Here is a 14,310-nt window from a genome sequence, read left to right as displayed (position 1 = left end):
ATGTCGATCACGCGATTGGGACTACTCCCCTTCGGTAATTCCAACCCACCATAACAGCCCCAGGCGGGTGCCTATTCCCCGAGGTCGCAGCCGACCAGCACCGGCTCGTTGACCAGCGTCACCCCGAACTTCTCGCGCACCCCGTCACGCACCTCCCTGGCCAGGGCCAGGAGGTCGGCGGCGGTGGCCGCGCCCGTCGGGTTGGTGAGGGCGAGCGTGTGCTTGGTGGAGATGCGTACGGGGCCGCGCTCGTACCCCTTGGGGAAGCCCGCCTGCTCGATCAGCCACGCGGCCGGCACCTTGACCAGGCCGCCGGGCAGATCCCAACCCGGATGGCCGGGCGCGCGCACGGCCAGCTCCGCCGCCTGCTCCGCCGTCAGCACCGGGTTCGTGAAGAACGAGCCCGCGCTGCGCGTGTCGGGATCGTCGGGGTCGAGCACCATGCCCTTGCCCCTGCGCAGCTCCAGGACGGCCGCACGGGCCCGGTCCAGCGGCACCCGGCCGCCCGCCTCGGTGCCCAGCCTGCGGGCCAGCTCCTCGTACGCCAGCTGGCCCGACAAATCCGACAGGTCCAGCGCGTACGTCACCGCCAGCACGACGTACCTGGACAGGTCGCGCTTGAAGAGGCTGTCGCGGTAGGAGAAGCCGCACTGCCGCGCCTCGATGTCCACCACCTGCCGGGTGCGCCGGTCGTAGGCCCGCACGCACCTGATCGTCTGGGCGACCTCCTGCCCGTACGCGCCGACGTTCTGGATCGGCGTCGAACCCACCAACCCCGGCACGCCCGACATGCACTCGATGCCCGACCAACCCTCCGCCACCGCGCGGGCCACCAGCCGGTCCCAGTCTTCGCCCGCCTCGACCACCAACACCACCTGCTCGCCGTCGCGCGAGACGGTCATCCCCTGCGTCGCGACCTTGACGACCAGCCCGTCGAACCCGTCGTCGGACACCACGACATTGCTGCCCCCGCCGAGCACCAGCGTCGGGACGTCGTTCCTGTCGGCCTCGGCGATCAGCGACACCAGCTGCTCCGCCGAGGTCGCCTCGGCGAAGTCGCGGGCGGGGCCGCCCAGGCGCAGCGTGGTGTACGGCGCGAGCATCTCCATGAGCAACTAGCTTAGGAGGCACTCAGCATGCGCAGCACCCCGTCGTAGTTGCGGCGGGACTCGCGGTCCAGGTAGCCGTCCGGCACGTCGTGCCGGCCCAGCGACTCCACCGGCGGCGTGTCGTCCGGCACGATCAGGTCGCCGCGCAGCGCCAGCGAGAGCTCCAGATCGGCGTACGCGCCGTAGCAGGCGTCCTCCGGCAGCGCGGCCAGCGCCTGAGCCCTGCGCACCGCGATCACCCCGCCGGTCAGCGCCCGCACCCGCCCAGGGCCCGCCTCCCGCCACTCGGGCCCCGCGCCGCCCGGCCCCTCCCGCCACTCCGGCACGATGCCGATGCTCGTCCGCGCCACCGAGCCGTCCGACGGCTCCAGGCCCCGCCAGCCCGCCGCGACCGCGCCCTCCACGACCTCCGCGACCAGCGGCGTCAGCGCGTCGCCGCGCAGCACCATGTTCGTGTCCATCAGCACGTGCACCTCGGACTCGTCCAGCCGCAGCAGCTTCGCTCTGCCCTCGCCCCACGTCGCCGTGCCGCCCCGCCAGTGCGGCTCCTCCGCCACGTGCCAGGCGGCGATCCGCTCCGGATACCGCCCGGCCAGCTCGCGCAGCACGTCGCCGGCGCCGTCCACGTTGCCGAGGTCGATCGCCAGCACGCGGGCGTTCGTGTGCGCCACGATCGACTCCAGACACGCGCGGACGTCCTCCGGCCAGCCGTCCACCAGCAACCCCACGCCGACCGTGACGTCCTTGGTCTCCACGCGCTGCCGCTCGGTGTTCACGCCCATGTCGTCGAGCCGGTTGGTGGCCAGCGTGCCGTCCCAGACGCGCTGGGCGTGCAGCATGCTGTCATCCGGGTTGCCGTGCTGGCCGGGGTCGCCGGAGAAGCCCAGCTCGGCGGCCGGGTTCATGCGGGCGTGCTCGCCCGAGGTCCGCCGGGACCCGGCCGTACCGACTCCCGGCGCTCCCCCACCACCTGTGGAAGCACCTCCCGCGGTGTCCCGTCCGGTGCCCGTGCCGCCCGCCACTCCCCCCGGCCGGGCGGGCCGCAGGTGGGCGGGCGGCTTGGCATCGGTCACCGCGGAGACGGGGATGGATCGAATCGTCGGCCAGACCTGTCGCGCAGCATCATTCATACGAACACGCGCTACCCGCGAGCCGCCCGCCTTATCACGAGCGCCTTCTCAGGAACCGCCGTCTCACGAGCCGCCGTCTCACGAGCCGCCGTCTCACGACAGCCGCAGCAGGCCGCATCAGGAGAGAGCCGTGTCGGGAGAGCCGTGTCGGAAGAGAGTCGCGTCAGGAGAGCTGCACCACGGCCCGAGCCTTGGACAGCACCTTCGCGTCCCCCGCCTTGGCAGTGAGCCCGACGACCACCCGCTTGTCCTCCAGCTTCTCCTCCACTACCCCGCTCACCGAGATCGTCGCCCCGCGATCGTCGTCGGGCACGACCACCATCGACGAGAACCGCACCCCGAAGTCCACCACCGCCCCCGGATCCCCCACCCAGTCGGTGACGAACCGCCCGGCCTGCGCCATCGTGAACATCCCGTGCGCGATCACGTCGGGCAGCCCGACCATCTTGGCGAACCGCTCGTTCCAGTGGATCTGGTTGAAGTCCCCGGACGCGCCCGCGTACATCACCAGGTTCACCCGGCGCACGTTGTACTCCGCGGCGGGCAGTTCCTGCCCGACCTCGACCTCGTCGTACCTCACGGCTGCGGTCATCTCAGGCGGCCCCTCCCCGCTCGACGATCGTGTTGTACGTCACGCACACCGGCTCGCCCTGCACCGTCCGCACGTCACTCCTGACCGTCAGCACCTCGTTGCGCCCGGCGGTGCGGATGTCGGTGATGGTGGAGGTCATGACCAGCTCGTCGCCGGCGTGGACGGGCCGCACGTACTCGAACCGCTGCTCGCCGTGGACCACCATGGCGAGGTTCAGCCCCAGGTCGGGGTCCACCAGCGCCTCGCCGCCGCTCTGCAGACTGAACACGATGGGGAACGTGGGCGGCGCGATCACGTCCGGGTACCCGGCCGCCTGGGCGGCCTCTCTGTCGCGGTAGAGCGGGTTGTGGTCGCCGATCGCCGCCGCGAACTCCTTGATCTTCACCCTGCTGACCTCGTACGGGGCACTCGGCGGATAGGTCCTGCCCACGAAGTCACGATTCAAGGCCATCGCTGCTCCCTCGCATGTCTCCGTTCCGGCACTGATGGGCCAGACGCTAACAGAACAAGGTTCGGCTGTCGCCGGTGATGGCCTGCTTTTTGCCTGCACCCCGAACGGAACCCACACGAGACCTGTCGAGGCTTCGCACGGGACCTGTCGAGGCGTCGCACGGGACCTGCGCGGGCTTCGCGCGGAGCCTGCCGGGGCTCCGCATGGGGCCTGCACGGGGCTTCGCATGGGGGCCGCACGGGGCTTCGCAAACCCTCCACAAACACGACAAACCGGCGCCCTGCTAGGGGACGCCGGCTGTGCGGTATGTCAATGTCAGGAGGAGGGCAGAAGCCCGCCCTACCCGGGAGGCCCTATCGGGTCTCGCGGTGCGCGCGGTGGCAGCGGCAGTTGGGGCAGTACTTCTTCAGCTCAAGCCGATCCGGGTCGTTGCGCCGGTTCTTCCGCGTGATGTAGTTGCGGTGCTTGCACTCCTGGCAGGCCAGCGTGATCTTCGGCCTAACGTCGGTGGCAGCCACTTGGGAGTGCCTTTCTACGTTCGGGACATGGACACGCCCGTACCCAGGTCTGGCGACCTGGGCTGGGGCAGTAGCGGAGGCCGGACTTGAACCGGCGACACAACGATTATGAGCCGTTTGCTCTGCCTGACTGAGCTACTCCGCCTTGAGCCGGAAAGGCCCGGCCCGTAGAGAATACCCGACGCGGCGAGCAGATTCGTAACTCACCCGGTCGGGCGGGGTGCTCCCAGTATGCCTCAGGAACCCCCGACAATCGAAATCCACGACGACAGCCCCACCTGCCGCCCCGCCACGAGGATGATCCAGACGAGGGAACGCCCAGCGTAGCAGCGCCCACCACCCCTCGCGACCCTGCGCACCACCCCTCGCGACCTCCGCCCACCACCGCCTCCCGCAGCACCGCTCACCCGCCCGCAACGTCGACGAGCCGCCGCAGCCTCTCCTCATGCGGCCCTACGTCCAGCCCCTTCGCCTTGGCCCACCCGTCGTCATGACAGGTCGCCAGGGGCCGCTCATTCGCGTCCCCGATGAGCGACACCACAGTGCCGCTCTCCCCTCTGGCCCGCATGCGCTCGACCAGCTCCAGCGCCGCCCAGAGCGCCGTACCCGACGAGGCCCCCACAGCCAGCCCGGTCACTTCCCTGAGCAGCCGCGCCGCCGCCACACTGGCCGCATCGGCAACGGGAACGACGAGATCGACCAGATCGGCCCGGAACCCCGGCTCAACCCGGGGCCGCCCGATCCCCTCGATCCGCGACGGCATACCCGTGGCGTAGTCAGCGACATCGAGCGTCCACCCCGGGAAGTAAGCCGAATTCTCCGGATCCGCCACCGCGACCCGGCATCTCTCCCCCTGCCGGCGAATCCACGCCCCCAGCGTCGCCGACGTGACCCCCGTAGCCGCCCCGCTCACCACCCAGTCAGGCCGCACCTGCCCAAACAGTTCCTCCGCCAGATCATGCTCAACCGCCCGCCCGAACTGATCAGGAAAATGCCCCTCGATCTTCCGCGCCGCCTCATAGATGGCCACCGGTGGCGTCACGAACCGGCACTCCCCACCCAGTTCCTCGACCGGCCGCGCCCGCGCAGCGCTGTACTCCCCCGGCATGACCACGACGTACGACAACCCCAGCCGCCGCGCGAACCACGCCTGAGCCACCGCCGCATTCCCCCCGGTGGCCTCCACCACCGTGTCCCCCTCGGCGATGAGCCCCTCACGCATCGCCCGCCGGAACAACGCCCTGGCATGCCGATGCCGCAAACTCCCGCTCGGCTGCTTCGACTCGTCCTTCAACAGCAGCCTGACCCCGCCCCCACCCAGCGGAAACTCCACCAACGGCGTAGGCTCCCCGGCCGCCAGCACGTCCTCCCACCCCATCCCGCTCCCCTTTCCCACACCGCGCCAGGACCCGCCGCACTTCGCTAGGAACCCCATCCTTTACGCGCTGCCATGGTCCACCACCCACCGCACTCCGGCTGATGACCTTCCAGGAAACGCCCTCTGAGCCCTTCAGTGGCGGACCGCCGCTACGCGAGCCCAAGTTGCCCGACTCCGTGGTCAAGCTGGACCGATCTCGCGTCTATGGATCTCCGCACTCGAGGGGCACCTCGACCCCGTGGCCATGGTCACGTGGGTACGTCCCGGGCGGCCCCGGTCTCAGGCAGAGGTCGCAGCGATACTCATTCAAGCCTGATACTGATCTGCGCACCGTCCGGCAAATCCTTGACCTGACGATGGATGTCGGCCCTGAAGCGCATAAGTTCCATCGAATCCTTCATGCGCATCTCTTGTGCCTCGAACTTGCCGCCCAAGAAGAAGGGGACGGCGGGAGCGAGCCTGTGGCCGCGCAGGATGGCGCCGTTACGGACCTGCCACTCGTGCATCACCGGGAAGCCGGTCTGGACGTCAGGGTCGTCCAGCATCAAGGAAGCCCACTCCTCGACACCCGAGGCGATCAGGTCACGCTCGGCAGTCTCAGGGTCGAAGGTGAAGACCCCGCCTTCTCCTATCGCGAAGGGGAAGCCGAAGGCATCTTCGGCGAAGAACGTCAGACTGGCGACGGCGTCGCCGTATTCATGCTGCCACAAGCCATCCTCATTCCAGAACTCCCCGCCCCCCGGAATCTCTCCCCAGGGGAATACGTGCAAGGAGGATTCGAAGGCATAGAATCCGTTCTTCTGAAGGAGGAGCGGCCGAAGCATCTCGGGGGCCTTCAGATCCGCGTCGTTCGCCCTGCCCAGCGGGGGCGAACCAAGCGTGACCAGCCGGTCCAGCGAATCAGCCATTTACCTTCACCACTGCACCCTTGTTCATGCTCGACTTCCGTTCGGGCAGAGCTCAGCTCGCTTTCTATCACTCACCCGCCGGCGCGGTGCCGGACGCCGACTCCCTGCGAATCGGCTCAGGTCGTGGTGCCGAGACGGGTGCGAACCTGGGCCAGCAGGCTGTCGGGGAGTGGGGCGTAGCCGTACAGGGACAGGTAGGACTGGCCCGCGTCGCTGGCGGCGTATCCAAGAAAGGCCAGGGCCGGGGGGTCGGTGCCGTGGGAGCAGATGATCTCGTAGGTGACGAGGACGAGGGGGTAGGCGCCGGGTTTCTTGGTGGCGTAGTCGATGTGCACCACCAGGTCGTTCGTGCGGCCGGCGCTCCGGGCTCCCTGGAGTGCTTCGCTGGCGTTCATGGGGTTGAGGGCGGCGAAGTGGCCGGAGGCGTTGCGGAGCTTGGCGACCTTCAGGCGGGCGCTGCTGGCGAAGCCGTACTCCACGTACCCGATCGAGTCCTGGCTGTGCTCCACGGCCTGCGTCATGCCGCTGGAGCCCGTGACCCCCTCCCCGGCGCCGTTCCACTTCCTGGAGGGCTCGTGGGGCCAGTGGCCGGTCGTTCGGAGGTAAGAGAGGAAGTTGTGGGTGGTGCCGGAGTCGTCCGCGCGGTGGAAGGCGCGGATCTCGGTGTGGGGCAGGCGGCTGCCGTGGTTGTCGGCGGCGATCCGCGGGTCGTCCCAGTGGGTGATGCGGCCGCTGAAGATGCCGGTCAGGGTGGCGGGTGACAACTTCAGGTCCGGTACGGACGGCACGTTGTACGCCAGCGCGACGGGGCCGATGACCATGGGCAGGTGGACGGCCCGGCCGCCGCAGCGCCGGTCGGCCAGCGCCTGCTCCTGCGCGTTCATCGGGACGTCCGAGCCGGCGAACGCGCTGCGTCCGGTGATGAAGTCCGCGATCCCGGCGCCTGAGCCGTTGGCCTCGTAGCTCACCCGCAGCCCCGGGTGCATACGCTCGAACTCGGCGCGCCAGGCGTCCATCGCCCCCTTCTGGGCCGTCGAGCCGGAGCCGTGGGCGGTGTCGGTGACCGGCGGGGCGTGCGGTTCGTCCTTGGTGCCGAGGAGCAGGATCCCGCTCACCAGGGCGACGCCGACCGCCACGGCGAAGGCGACGACCACGGCCGCCACAGCGATCCACGTTGACCTTGCCATTTCCCTCAGGCTATGGACCTGCGGGGATGCCGCCCGTCAGCCACATCTCAAATCTCGGGCTCGAACGGCACAAGCCACGCCAAGCCCCACAACTCGTGGTCTGGGTGATGGTGCTGAGGGCGTTCGTGACCCGATGGTTCGTGGAGGCCGCCACGGCGACCGCGCTCGCCGTCGCGGCGCCGGGAGGAGTGACTCAAGGGGGAAAGCGAAACGCCCGACCCCGTGAACTTCCGGGTCGGGCGTGAGATGCGAGCCCCCAAACGGAATCGAACCGTTGACCTTCTCCTTACCATGGAGACGCTCTGCCGACTGAGCTATAGGGGCCTGTCCGGCGCTGCGGACAGGTGTAACCATACACGGCACTCAGCGATGATGCGAACTCGATCGGGCCGTCGCCGGCGGCTCGGCCCGGCGGCGCGCGGGCAGCTCGATGACCTCGCAGAGATCGGCCAGGTCAACGTGCCTGGCGACTTCCTCGACGGAGGTGCAGTCAGCGACCAGCCATCCGTCTTTGCGCACCCGGAGCACCTGCCGCCCCGCGCGCACCGCGCCGACGACCTCGTAACCGTCGAGCCCGACCCATCGCCTGTCCATAGCGACACACGTTAGCCGTGGGGTCTCTCATTTTCGGCCCCGTCACAGGCGTTCCAGGTATACCGATTCGGTACAGGTACCTCATCAGTACCGGTAGAACCCGGCGAAGTCCTTCTTGCGGCCGATGTCGTCGACGCGCACCACGGCTCCGGTCTCGGGGGCGTTCATCATCTTGCCGCCGCCGAGGTAGATGCCGACGTGGTGGGTCTTGACCGTCTTTTTCGTGATCTTCCCGAAGAACACCAGGTCTCCGGGCCGGGGCGAGGAGACGCGGCGCATCCTGCGGACGTGGTCGTCGGTGTTGCCGGGGCCCAGCACGTCCTCGCCGTGCGCGAGGGCGTACACCCAGCGGGCGAAACCGGAGCAGTCGAGCCCGCGCGTCCGGGCCGCCGGGCAGGGCTTGATCCGCCCCTGGTAGCCCCTGCACGTGCCCTTGGACGGCCCGGGGGAGGCGCCGTGGCCGCCGCCCCACGCGTACACGATGCCGCGCTGCTCGATCTCGTACGCGATCCGCACGATCAGCGGCGGCAGGGACAGCCCGAGCGGCACGGAGGCCGTGGCGGTCAGCAGGAGCAGCACCGCTGCCACGGCCAACCGCCGCCTCATTCACGCCCCCAAAAGCCCTACGACAAAAGCTCTTGGGAAATATCCTGCCTCATCGTGACTTAAGCGTGAGTTTCACTGAACCGACGGTAACGTACATCCCGACCGTGCCCGTCGATTTCCTGGGCTTCGTGGTGAACGTGAACGTCTTCTTCTGCCCGCGCGGCAGCTCCGCGACCGTGCAGCGCACCGCCGTACCGCTGACGTCGCACCCGGGCGCCCGCACCACGTTCTGACCGCCGAACGCGCGACCCGACAGCTTGATGTCCTTGACCGGGTGCGGCCCGGTGTTGTTGATGGTGACGGTGTACGTCTTCCTGTTCCTGGCCTGGCCCGACACCGTCACCGAGGCGGGCGGGTTGGCCAGCGTGGCGAGCTGCGACTCCGAGCCGTTGAACGTGTTCCCGCCCCCGACCAGCGGCCCCTTGTCGGCCGACTGCCAGAACGTGTGCTTCTTCCAGCCCTTCGGCAGCTCCCCCGGATCGCTGCCCCAGCGGGCCAGCCACAGGGGGTTGGACTTGAACTTGGCGGAATTCCCCGTGCACGTCTGCCACCAGCTCGTGGTGGTGTAGATGATCGCGTGCCGGCCGGTCGACTCGTAGTACTTCTTCGTGAAGTCCTTGAGCCAGGTCACCATGTCCTCGGGCGACAGGTCGTAACAGTTGTTCTTGCCGTTCGTGTCCTTGTACGGATTGTCCTCCATATCGACGACACCCGGCAGCGTACGGCCGTCGCTCACCCAGTTACCGCCGTGCTGCAGGAAATAGTCGGCCTGGGTCGCGCCATCGGTTTCGTGCGGTTGCGCGAAGTGGTAGGCGCCGCGGATCAGCCCGGCCGCGGCGGCGCCGTCGTACTGGGCGCTGAAACGCGGGTTGGTGTAGTCGGCGCCCTCCGTGGCCTGCACGAACGCGAATTTCCCGCCCCCGGCGACAACACTCGCCCAGTCGATGTCGCCCGTCCAGTTGCTGACGTCCACACCGGGCACCCCGTCGGCCGCGTGCGCGACGCCCGTCATGCCGACCGTGGCGATTGCCGCGAATAACAAGAGACGTTTCACGCCGGAGATCCTGGCGGAGCCGCGCAGAATTCCGCAAGTCCAGGAATATCAATTTCCCGCGTCATTGGGAGCCGGCGCACGGGGCCGATCCCCAGGGGCCGCGCCCCGGCCGCCCATTCCTTCCAGCGCTCGTCCCCGACCTCCCCGTCGAGGTGGATCGGGTGCCGTACGCGCTGCTCGTAGCGGCGCCTGGCCACCTCGGGCGGCACGTCGCACCAGACCTCGCGCACGCGTGGGCCCGCCTCGACGCCGGCCCGGCGCAGCCCGGCGAGCACCACCGGCCGCAGCGGCGCCAGCCAGGGGCTTTCCAGCACCGCGCCGCGGCCGGCCGCCGCCAGCAGCGTCCACATGCTCTCCCCCGCGGCCATCCCCAGCCGGCTGCTCCACTCGCGCGGCGACAGGTCCTGCGGCCTTTCGAGGACGTCGGCCAGCGTCTCCTTGATGGCGTCCTTGCTGATGACGGGCCAGCCGAGCGCGTGCCCCAGCGCGCGGGCCACCGTGGTCTTGCCGGAGCCCGGCAGGCCGTTGACGAGCACGACGAGATCACACATGCGCGGAATGCTCGCAGAAATCATCCCCGGAATGGGAGAAACCGCACTTCGGAGCCCCGAAATTCGGTACGTCAGCAGCCCCGCTCCCGACGGTGTTTTCGCAGGTCAGAGCCGTTTATGAACATCACATTCGCGTTTGCCAGACCCCTCCGAACGTGCGCAAACTGGATCCGATTCCTTGAAAGCGCCCCCGACCAGGGGTTTCTTCGCCATGCCCGGAGGAGGGCGACCATGATCCACGCCCGTGGACTGACCCGAGTGTTCAAAGTGAAGAAGGAGAGCGTGCAGGCCGTCCGCGGCATCGACCTCGACGTGGAGGCCGGCCAGCTCGTCGCGTTCCTGGGGCCGAACGGCGCGGGCAAGTCCACCACTTTGCGCATGCTCACGACGCTCCTGCCACCCACCTCGGGCACGGCCACGGTGGCCGGCCACGACGTGGCCCGCGACCCCGCCGGGGTGCGGGCCCGCATCGGGTACGTGGGGCAGCGCAACAGCGCGGGCGAGGAGTTCCTCGTCCGCGACGAGCTGGTCACCCAGGGCCGCTGCTACGGCCTGCGCCCGAGGGAGGCCGCGGCCCGCGCGGACGAGCTGCTCGACCTGCTCGACCTGGCGCCGCTGGCCAGGCGACTGCCGGGCACCCTGTCGGGCGGGCAGCGCCGCCGCCTCGACATCGCCCTGGGCCTCATCCACCGCCCCGACCTGCTGTTCCTCGACGAGCCCTCGACCGGTCTCGACCCGAAGAGCCGCGCGGAGGTCTGGGAGCACATCCTGCGCCTGCGCGAGGCGTACGGGACGACGTTGTTCCTGACCACCCACTACCTGGAGGAGGCCGACAGCATGGCCGAGCGGGTGGTGATCATCGACGGCGGCCGGATCATCGCGGACGGCACCGCCGAGCAGCTCAAGAACGACCTGGCCGGCGACCACATCGTCATCACCACCGCGACCGAGCGGGAGGCGGAGACGGCCGTTCAGCTCGGTGGCGGCGTCCGGGAGGGCGTCACCGTGCGCCTGCGGGTCGCGCACGCCACCGCCGCGCTCCCCGGGCACCTGCGCACGCTCGACGCCGCCGGCGTCAAGGTCGTCACCGCCGAGACCATCCGCCCGACCCTCGACGACGTGTTCCTCACCCTGACCGGAAGAAGCCTCACCGATGACGACATTCCTGCGTGACACCACCACCGTCTTCTCCCGCGAGATCAGGCCCAGCCTGCGCAACCCGGCCGGGCTGCTGTTCGACATGGGGCAGCCGCTGCTGTTCCTGTTCCTGTTCGGGTCGCTGCTGGACGGGGCGGTCGGCTCGTCCTGGCAGTGGTTCGTGCCGGGGATCCTGGTCATGATGTGCCTGACCGGGCCGATGAGCGCCGGTTACACGCTGCTGGTCGAGCTGATCGGCGGCGCGATGGAGCGGCTGATGGTCACGCCGCTGAACCGTACGGCGATGCTGGTCGGCAAGAGCGTGAAGGCCATGCTGACGCTGCTCGTGCAGGCGGTGCTGATCATCGTGCTGGCCCTGCCGCTGGGCTTCGAGCTGCACCTGGCGGGCGTGCTGGGGGCGCTGGCGCAGCTCGTGGTGTTCAGCGTGGGGCTGGGGGCGCTCTCGTTCGTCCTGGCGATCAAATCGGCGCCGGGCGGCACCCTGTTCTACGTCGTCAGCCAGTCGATCATGTTCCCACTGCTGCTGCTCTCGGGGGTGCTGCTCCCGCTGGAGACCGCGCCCGGCTGGTTGCGGGCGCTCGGCCAGGTCAACCCGGTCACCTACGTCGTGGACGCCCAGCGCGCGCTGTTCGCCGGCGACCTGGCCAACCCGTCGGTCCTGTACGGCACCGCCGCCGCCTGCGCCGTCGCCGCGATCGGCCTCCACCTCGGCAACCGCGCGATGCGCCGGGGCGTCTGACCCCGTTTTGACATCCGTTTCCCGTCGCCACCACAGTGAGCGGGTGACTGTTGTGGTGGCGACGCGGACGGTGCCCTGGATCCCGGTGGCGCACCGCCTCGACGTGATCCTTTCGGACATCCTGCCGCCGGTCGAGCAGACCACGTCGGCGTTCGCGTTCGTCTCCGACACCGCCGGCCGGACGCTGATGACCTGCGTCGACCGCGAGGGCCGCGGCTGGGACATCCCGGGCGGACACGTGGAGCCCGGCGAGGGCCTGGCCGAGGCGGCGGCCAGGGAGCTGCACGAGGAGACCGGCCTGCGCCTGCCGCCCTCATCCCTGTCGATCTTCGCCTGGCAGCGCATCGAGCTGCTGGAGCCGCCGCCGGCCGGCTACCGCTACCCGGCGCTGACGTACATGGCGATGTTCCGGGCGGCCGTGCCGGGGGCGGGCGCGCCGACGCGGCCGCCCGCGGGCTCGGAGAGCACGCACGCGGGCTGGCTCTCGCGCGCGGAGATCGAACGTGTCTGCCCGCAGCGCACCTGGTTGACGCTGTTGCCCGCATGATGGAGGCATGATCTGGCGATCGCCGGAGATCACCCGGCTCAACCCCCACCTGACCGTGCCGGCCGCCGACGAGCGGGCCATCGCCGACGCCTGGCTCGACCACCACCGCGAGACCCTGCTCTGGAAGTGCGGCGGCCTGACCGCCGCCCAGCTGAAGTCGCGCCACATCGAGCCGTCGCACCTGTCGCTGCTCGGGCTGCTGCGCCACATGGCCGAGGTGGAGCGCGACTGGTTCCGCACCCGGTTCGCCGGCGAGCGGGTGCCGTACCTGTTCTGCACCGACGACGACCTGAACGCCGAGTTCGACGTGGACGGGGCGGACGCGGCGGCGGACCACGCGACCTACCTGGCCGAGCTCGACGCCGTCCGCCGCACCCTGGCGGGCCACTCACTCGACGAGACGTTCACCGACCCGCGGCGCGGCATCACCATGTCGCTGCGCTGGGTCCACACGCTCATGATCCAGGAGTACGCCCGCCACAACGGCCACACCGACCTGCTCCGCGAGCGCCTCGACGGGGCCACCGGCCACTGAGTCACCAGGCCACCGGCAGCTCGTACACGCCGTAGACGAGGCCGTCCTCCTTGAACGGGATCTCCTCCAGGCCGACGGCGGCCCGCAGCGTGGGGATGCGGCGGTAGAGCGTCCCGAGGACTACCTGGAGCTCCATGCGGGCGAGCTGCTGGCCCAGGCACTGGTGGACGCCGTACCCGAACGCCACGTGCCGCCGGGCGTCGCGCCGCAGGTCGAGCCGGTCGGGGTCGCCGGGGAACGCGTCCGGGTCGCGGTTGCCCGTCGCCTGGTCCAGCACCACGCCCTCGCCCGCCCGCACGGTCAGGCCGGCGATCTCGATGTCCTCGGTCGCCACCCGCCGCAGCCCCTGATGGGTGATCGTCAGGTAACGCAGCAGCTCCTCCACGGCCGAGACGGTCAGCTCGGCATCGCCCGCACGCAGCGCGGCGAGCTGGCCGGGGTGCTCCAGCAGGGCGAGCGTGCCCAGCGCGATCATGTTCGTGGTGGTCTCGTGGCCGGCCAGCAGGATGAGCACGCCCATCTGCATGGCCTCCGCCTCGGCCAGCTCACCGGCCGCGACCCGCTGGGCCAGCTCCGACAGCAGGTCGTCGCCCGGGTCGGCGGTCTTGCGGGCCATCAGGCGGCCGAGATACTGGGTGATCCGCAGCCCGGCCTGGGCGCGCTCGTCGAAGGTGACGTCGTGCTTGATCAGGATCCGGCTGTTGGCCTGGAAGAAGCCGTGATCCTCGTACGGCACCCCGAGCAGCCTGCAGATCACCAGCGACGGCACCGGCAGCGCGAACGCCTCCACCAGATCGACCGGCTTCGGCCCGGCCAGCAGGTCGTCGATGAGACCGTCCACGATCTCCTGCGTGACCGGCCGCAACGCCTGCGCCCGCCGCGTGGTCAGCGGCGCGGTCACCATCCGGCGCAGCCGGGCGTGCTCGGGGTCGTCCATGAGGATGAAGCTGAAGCCCGCCTCCGGCCCGGCCTCCACCATGTGGGGGTAGCCGGGGCGCCGGAGGTCGGCGCTGAGCCGGGGGTCGCTCAGCAGGGCGCGCTGCTCGGCGTGCCGGGTGACCAGCCAGGGGGTGCTGCCGTTCCACAGGCGCACCCGGACGAGCGGGGCGTCGCGTTGCAGGTCCCGGAGCTGCGGCGGCGGGTCGAACGGGCACTTCTCCGCGCGCCGCATCGGGAATCGCGGGATCTCGGTCATCGCCCACCTCCGGTGGTCCGCCCCGAGCCTGCCCCCGCGCCGTCCCGCCGTCAAGCAA

Annotated in this window: 17 protein-coding genes and 2 tRNA genes; 4 read left to right on the top strand and 15 right to left on the bottom strand. The window is 70.0% G+C overall.

Annotated features, from left to right (window positions below; all coding sequences use genetic code 11):
* Nucleotides 1-71: 71 nt before the first annotated feature.
* The 14 genes from KIS93_RS35865 to KIS93_RS35800 form a co-directional block, all read right to left on the bottom strand.
* A complete protein-coding gene (locus tag KIS93_RS35865) occupies nt 72-1,109 on the bottom strand; it encodes a UDP-N-acetylmuramate dehydrogenase (protein WP_080043499.1) in 1,038 nt (345 codons plus the stop codon).
* An 11-nt stretch (nt 1,110-1,120) separates the two neighbouring features.
* Complete coding sequence (locus KIS93_RS35860; protein WP_155128666.1) at nt 1,121-2,182, bottom strand: glycosyltransferase family 2 protein; 1,062 nt, start codon at nt 2,180-2,182, stop codon at nt 1,121-1,123.
* Between the two features lie 220 nt (nt 2,183-2,402).
* Complete coding sequence (locus KIS93_RS35855; RefSeq protein ID WP_080043501.1) at nt 2,403-2,831, bottom strand: MaoC family dehydratase; 429 nt, start codon at nt 2,829-2,831, stop codon at nt 2,403-2,405.
* Between the two features lies 1 nt (nt 2,832).
* The gene (locus KIS93_RS35850; RefSeq protein WP_080043502.1) at nt 2,833-3,282 is read right to left on the bottom strand and encodes a MaoC family dehydratase N-terminal domain-containing protein; all 450 of its coding nucleotides are present in this window, start codon (nt 3,280-3,282) and stop codon (nt 2,833-2,835) included.
* 353 nt (nt 3,283-3,635) lie between these two features.
* Nucleotides 3,636-3,800 (bottom strand): 50S ribosomal protein L33, encoded by a 165-nt coding sequence (gene rpmG / locus KIS93_RS35845; RefSeq protein WP_019632658.1) that lies wholly within the window; start codon nt 3,798-3,800, stop codon nt 3,636-3,638.
* 71 nt (nt 3,801-3,871) lie between these two features.
* Nucleotides 3,872-3,945 (bottom strand) — tRNA-Met (locus tag KIS93_RS35840).
* Between the two features lie 258 nt (nt 3,946-4,203).
* Nucleotides 4,204-5,178 (bottom strand): PLP-dependent cysteine synthase family protein, encoded by a 975-nt coding sequence (locus tag KIS93_RS35835; protein ID WP_080043503.1) that lies wholly within the window; start codon nt 5,176-5,178, stop codon nt 4,204-4,206.
* 302 nt (nt 5,179-5,480) lie between these two features.
* Nucleotides 5,481-6,086 (bottom strand): SMI1/KNR4 family protein, encoded by a 606-nt coding sequence (locus KIS93_RS35830; RefSeq protein ID WP_080043504.1) that lies wholly within the window; start codon nt 6,084-6,086, stop codon nt 5,481-5,483.
* A 116-nt stretch (nt 6,087-6,202) separates the two neighbouring features.
* Nucleotides 6,203-7,273, bottom strand: a complete 1,071-nt coding sequence (pstS, locus tag KIS93_RS35825; RefSeq protein ID WP_080043505.1) for a phosphate ABC transporter substrate-binding protein PstS — start codon at nt 7,271-7,273, stop codon at nt 6,203-6,205.
* A gap of 251 nt (nt 7,274-7,524) precedes the next feature.
* Nucleotides 7,525-7,597, bottom strand: a tRNA-Thr gene (locus KIS93_RS35820).
* Nucleotides 7,598-7,636: 39 nt separating this feature from the next.
* The gene (locus tag KIS93_RS35815; protein WP_080043506.1) at nt 7,637-7,867 is read right to left on the bottom strand and encodes a transposase; all 231 of its coding nucleotides are present in this window, start codon (nt 7,865-7,867) and stop codon (nt 7,637-7,639) included.
* An 84-nt stretch (nt 7,868-7,951) separates the two neighbouring features.
* On the bottom strand, nt 7,952-8,455 hold the full coding sequence (locus tag KIS93_RS35810) for a C40 family peptidase (RefSeq protein ID WP_230466575.1): 504 nt from the start codon (nt 8,453-8,455) through the stop codon (nt 7,952-7,954).
* Between the two features lie 67 nt (nt 8,456-8,522).
* Nucleotides 8,523-9,527 carry a lysozyme gene (locus tag KIS93_RS35805; protein WP_222107696.1) on the bottom strand — a complete coding sequence of 335 codons (1,005 nt, stop codon included), beginning with the start codon at nt 9,525-9,527 and terminating at the stop codon, nt 8,523-8,525.
* On the bottom strand, nt 9,524-10,078 hold the full coding sequence (locus KIS93_RS35800) for a P-loop nucleotide/nucleoside kinase family protein (RefSeq protein ID WP_222107695.1): 555 nt from the start codon (nt 10,076-10,078) through the stop codon (nt 9,524-9,526). Before KIS93_RS35800 ends, KIS93_RS35805 begins: the two co-directional genes overlap by 4 nt.
* 231 nt (nt 10,079-10,309) lie before the next feature.
* Between KIS93_RS35800 and KIS93_RS35795 the strand changes: the two genes are divergently transcribed.
* From KIS93_RS35795 to KIS93_RS35780, 4 genes are read left to right on the top strand one after another with little or no spacing between them, the layout of a single operon-like run.
* Nucleotides 10,310-11,251, top strand: a complete 942-nt coding sequence (locus KIS93_RS35795; protein WP_080043508.1) for an ATP-binding cassette domain-containing protein — start codon at nt 10,310-10,312, stop codon at nt 11,249-11,251.
* On the top strand, nt 11,232-11,975 hold the full coding sequence (locus tag KIS93_RS35790; protein WP_080043509.1) for an ABC transporter permease: 744 nt from the start codon (nt 11,232-11,234) through the stop codon (nt 11,973-11,975). The genes KIS93_RS35795 and KIS93_RS35790 overlap by 20 nt, the downstream gene beginning before the upstream one ends.
* A 43-nt stretch (nt 11,976-12,018) precedes the next feature.
* Nucleotides 12,019-12,522 carry an NUDIX hydrolase gene (locus KIS93_RS35785; RefSeq protein WP_281261985.1) on the top strand — a complete coding sequence of 168 codons (504 nt, stop codon included), beginning with the start codon at nt 12,019-12,021 and terminating at the stop codon, nt 12,520-12,522.
* 7 nt (nt 12,523-12,529) lie between these two features.
* Nucleotides 12,530-13,057 carry a DinB family protein gene (locus KIS93_RS35780; RefSeq protein ID WP_080043510.1) on the top strand — a complete coding sequence of 176 codons (528 nt, stop codon included), beginning with the start codon at nt 12,530-12,532 and terminating at the stop codon, nt 13,055-13,057.
* A 1-nt stretch (nt 13,058) separates the two neighbouring features.
* Here KIS93_RS35780 and KIS93_RS35775 read toward each other — a convergent pair whose 3' ends face one another.
* Nucleotides 13,059-14,252 (bottom strand): cytochrome P450, encoded by a 1,194-nt coding sequence (locus KIS93_RS35775; protein ID WP_080043511.1) that lies wholly within the window; start codon nt 14,250-14,252, stop codon nt 13,059-13,061.
* Nucleotides 14,253-14,310 lie beyond the last annotated feature (58 nt).

The sequence above is a fragment of the [Actinomadura] parvosata subsp. kistnae genome (genome assembly GCF_900323885.1).
GTDB classification, from domain to species: domain Bacteria; phylum Actinomycetota; class Actinomycetes; order Streptosporangiales; family Streptosporangiaceae; genus Nonomuraea; species Nonomuraea composti.
The sequence above is the reverse complement of the archived record's forward strand: the minus strand, read 5'-3'. Positions and strand labels throughout refer to the sequence as shown.

Coding starts and splice junctions, on each gene's coding strand:
- KIS93_RS35780 (WP_080043510.1), top strand. CDS start 12,530: ATGATCTGGCGATCGCCGGAGATCACCCGGCTCAACCCCCACCTGACC.
- KIS93_RS35800 (WP_222107695.1), bottom strand. CDS start 10,078: ATGTGTGATCTCGTCGTGCTCGTCAACGGCCTGCCGGGCTCCGGCAAG.
- KIS93_RS35775 (WP_080043511.1), bottom strand. CDS start 14,252: ATGACCGAGATCCCGCGATTCCCGATGCGGCGCGCGGAGAAGTGCCCG.
- KIS93_RS35865 (WP_080043499.1), bottom strand. CDS start 1,109: ATGGAGATGCTCGCGCCGTACACCACGCTGCGCCTGGGCGGCCCCGCC.
- KIS93_RS35835 (WP_080043503.1), bottom strand. CDS start 5,178: ATGGGGTGGGAGGACGTGCTGGCGGCCGGGGAGCCTACGCCGTTGGTG.
- KIS93_RS35850 (WP_080043502.1), bottom strand. CDS start 3,282: ATGGCCTTGAATCGTGACTTCGTGGGCAGGACCTATCCGCCGAGTGCC.
- KIS93_RS35830 (WP_080043504.1), bottom strand. CDS start 6,086: ATGGCTGATTCGCTGGACCGGCTGGTCACGCTTGGTTCGCCCCCGCTG.
- KIS93_RS35815 (WP_080043506.1), bottom strand. CDS start 7,867: ATGGACAGGCGATGGGTCGGGCTCGACGGTTACGAGGTCGTCGGCGCG.
- pstS (WP_080043505.1), bottom strand. CDS start 7,273: ATGGCAAGGTCAACGTGGATCGCTGTGGCGGCCGTGGTCGTCGCCTTC.
- KIS93_RS35795 (WP_080043508.1), top strand. CDS start 10,310: ATGATCCACGCCCGTGGACTGACCCGAGTGTTCAAAGTGAAGAAGGAG.
- KIS93_RS35790 (WP_080043509.1), top strand. CDS start 11,232: ATGACGACATTCCTGCGTGACACCACCACCGTCTTCTCCCGCGAGATC.
- KIS93_RS35855 (WP_080043501.1), bottom strand. CDS start 2,831: ATGACCGCAGCCGTGAGGTACGACGAGGTCGAGGTCGGGCAGGAACTG.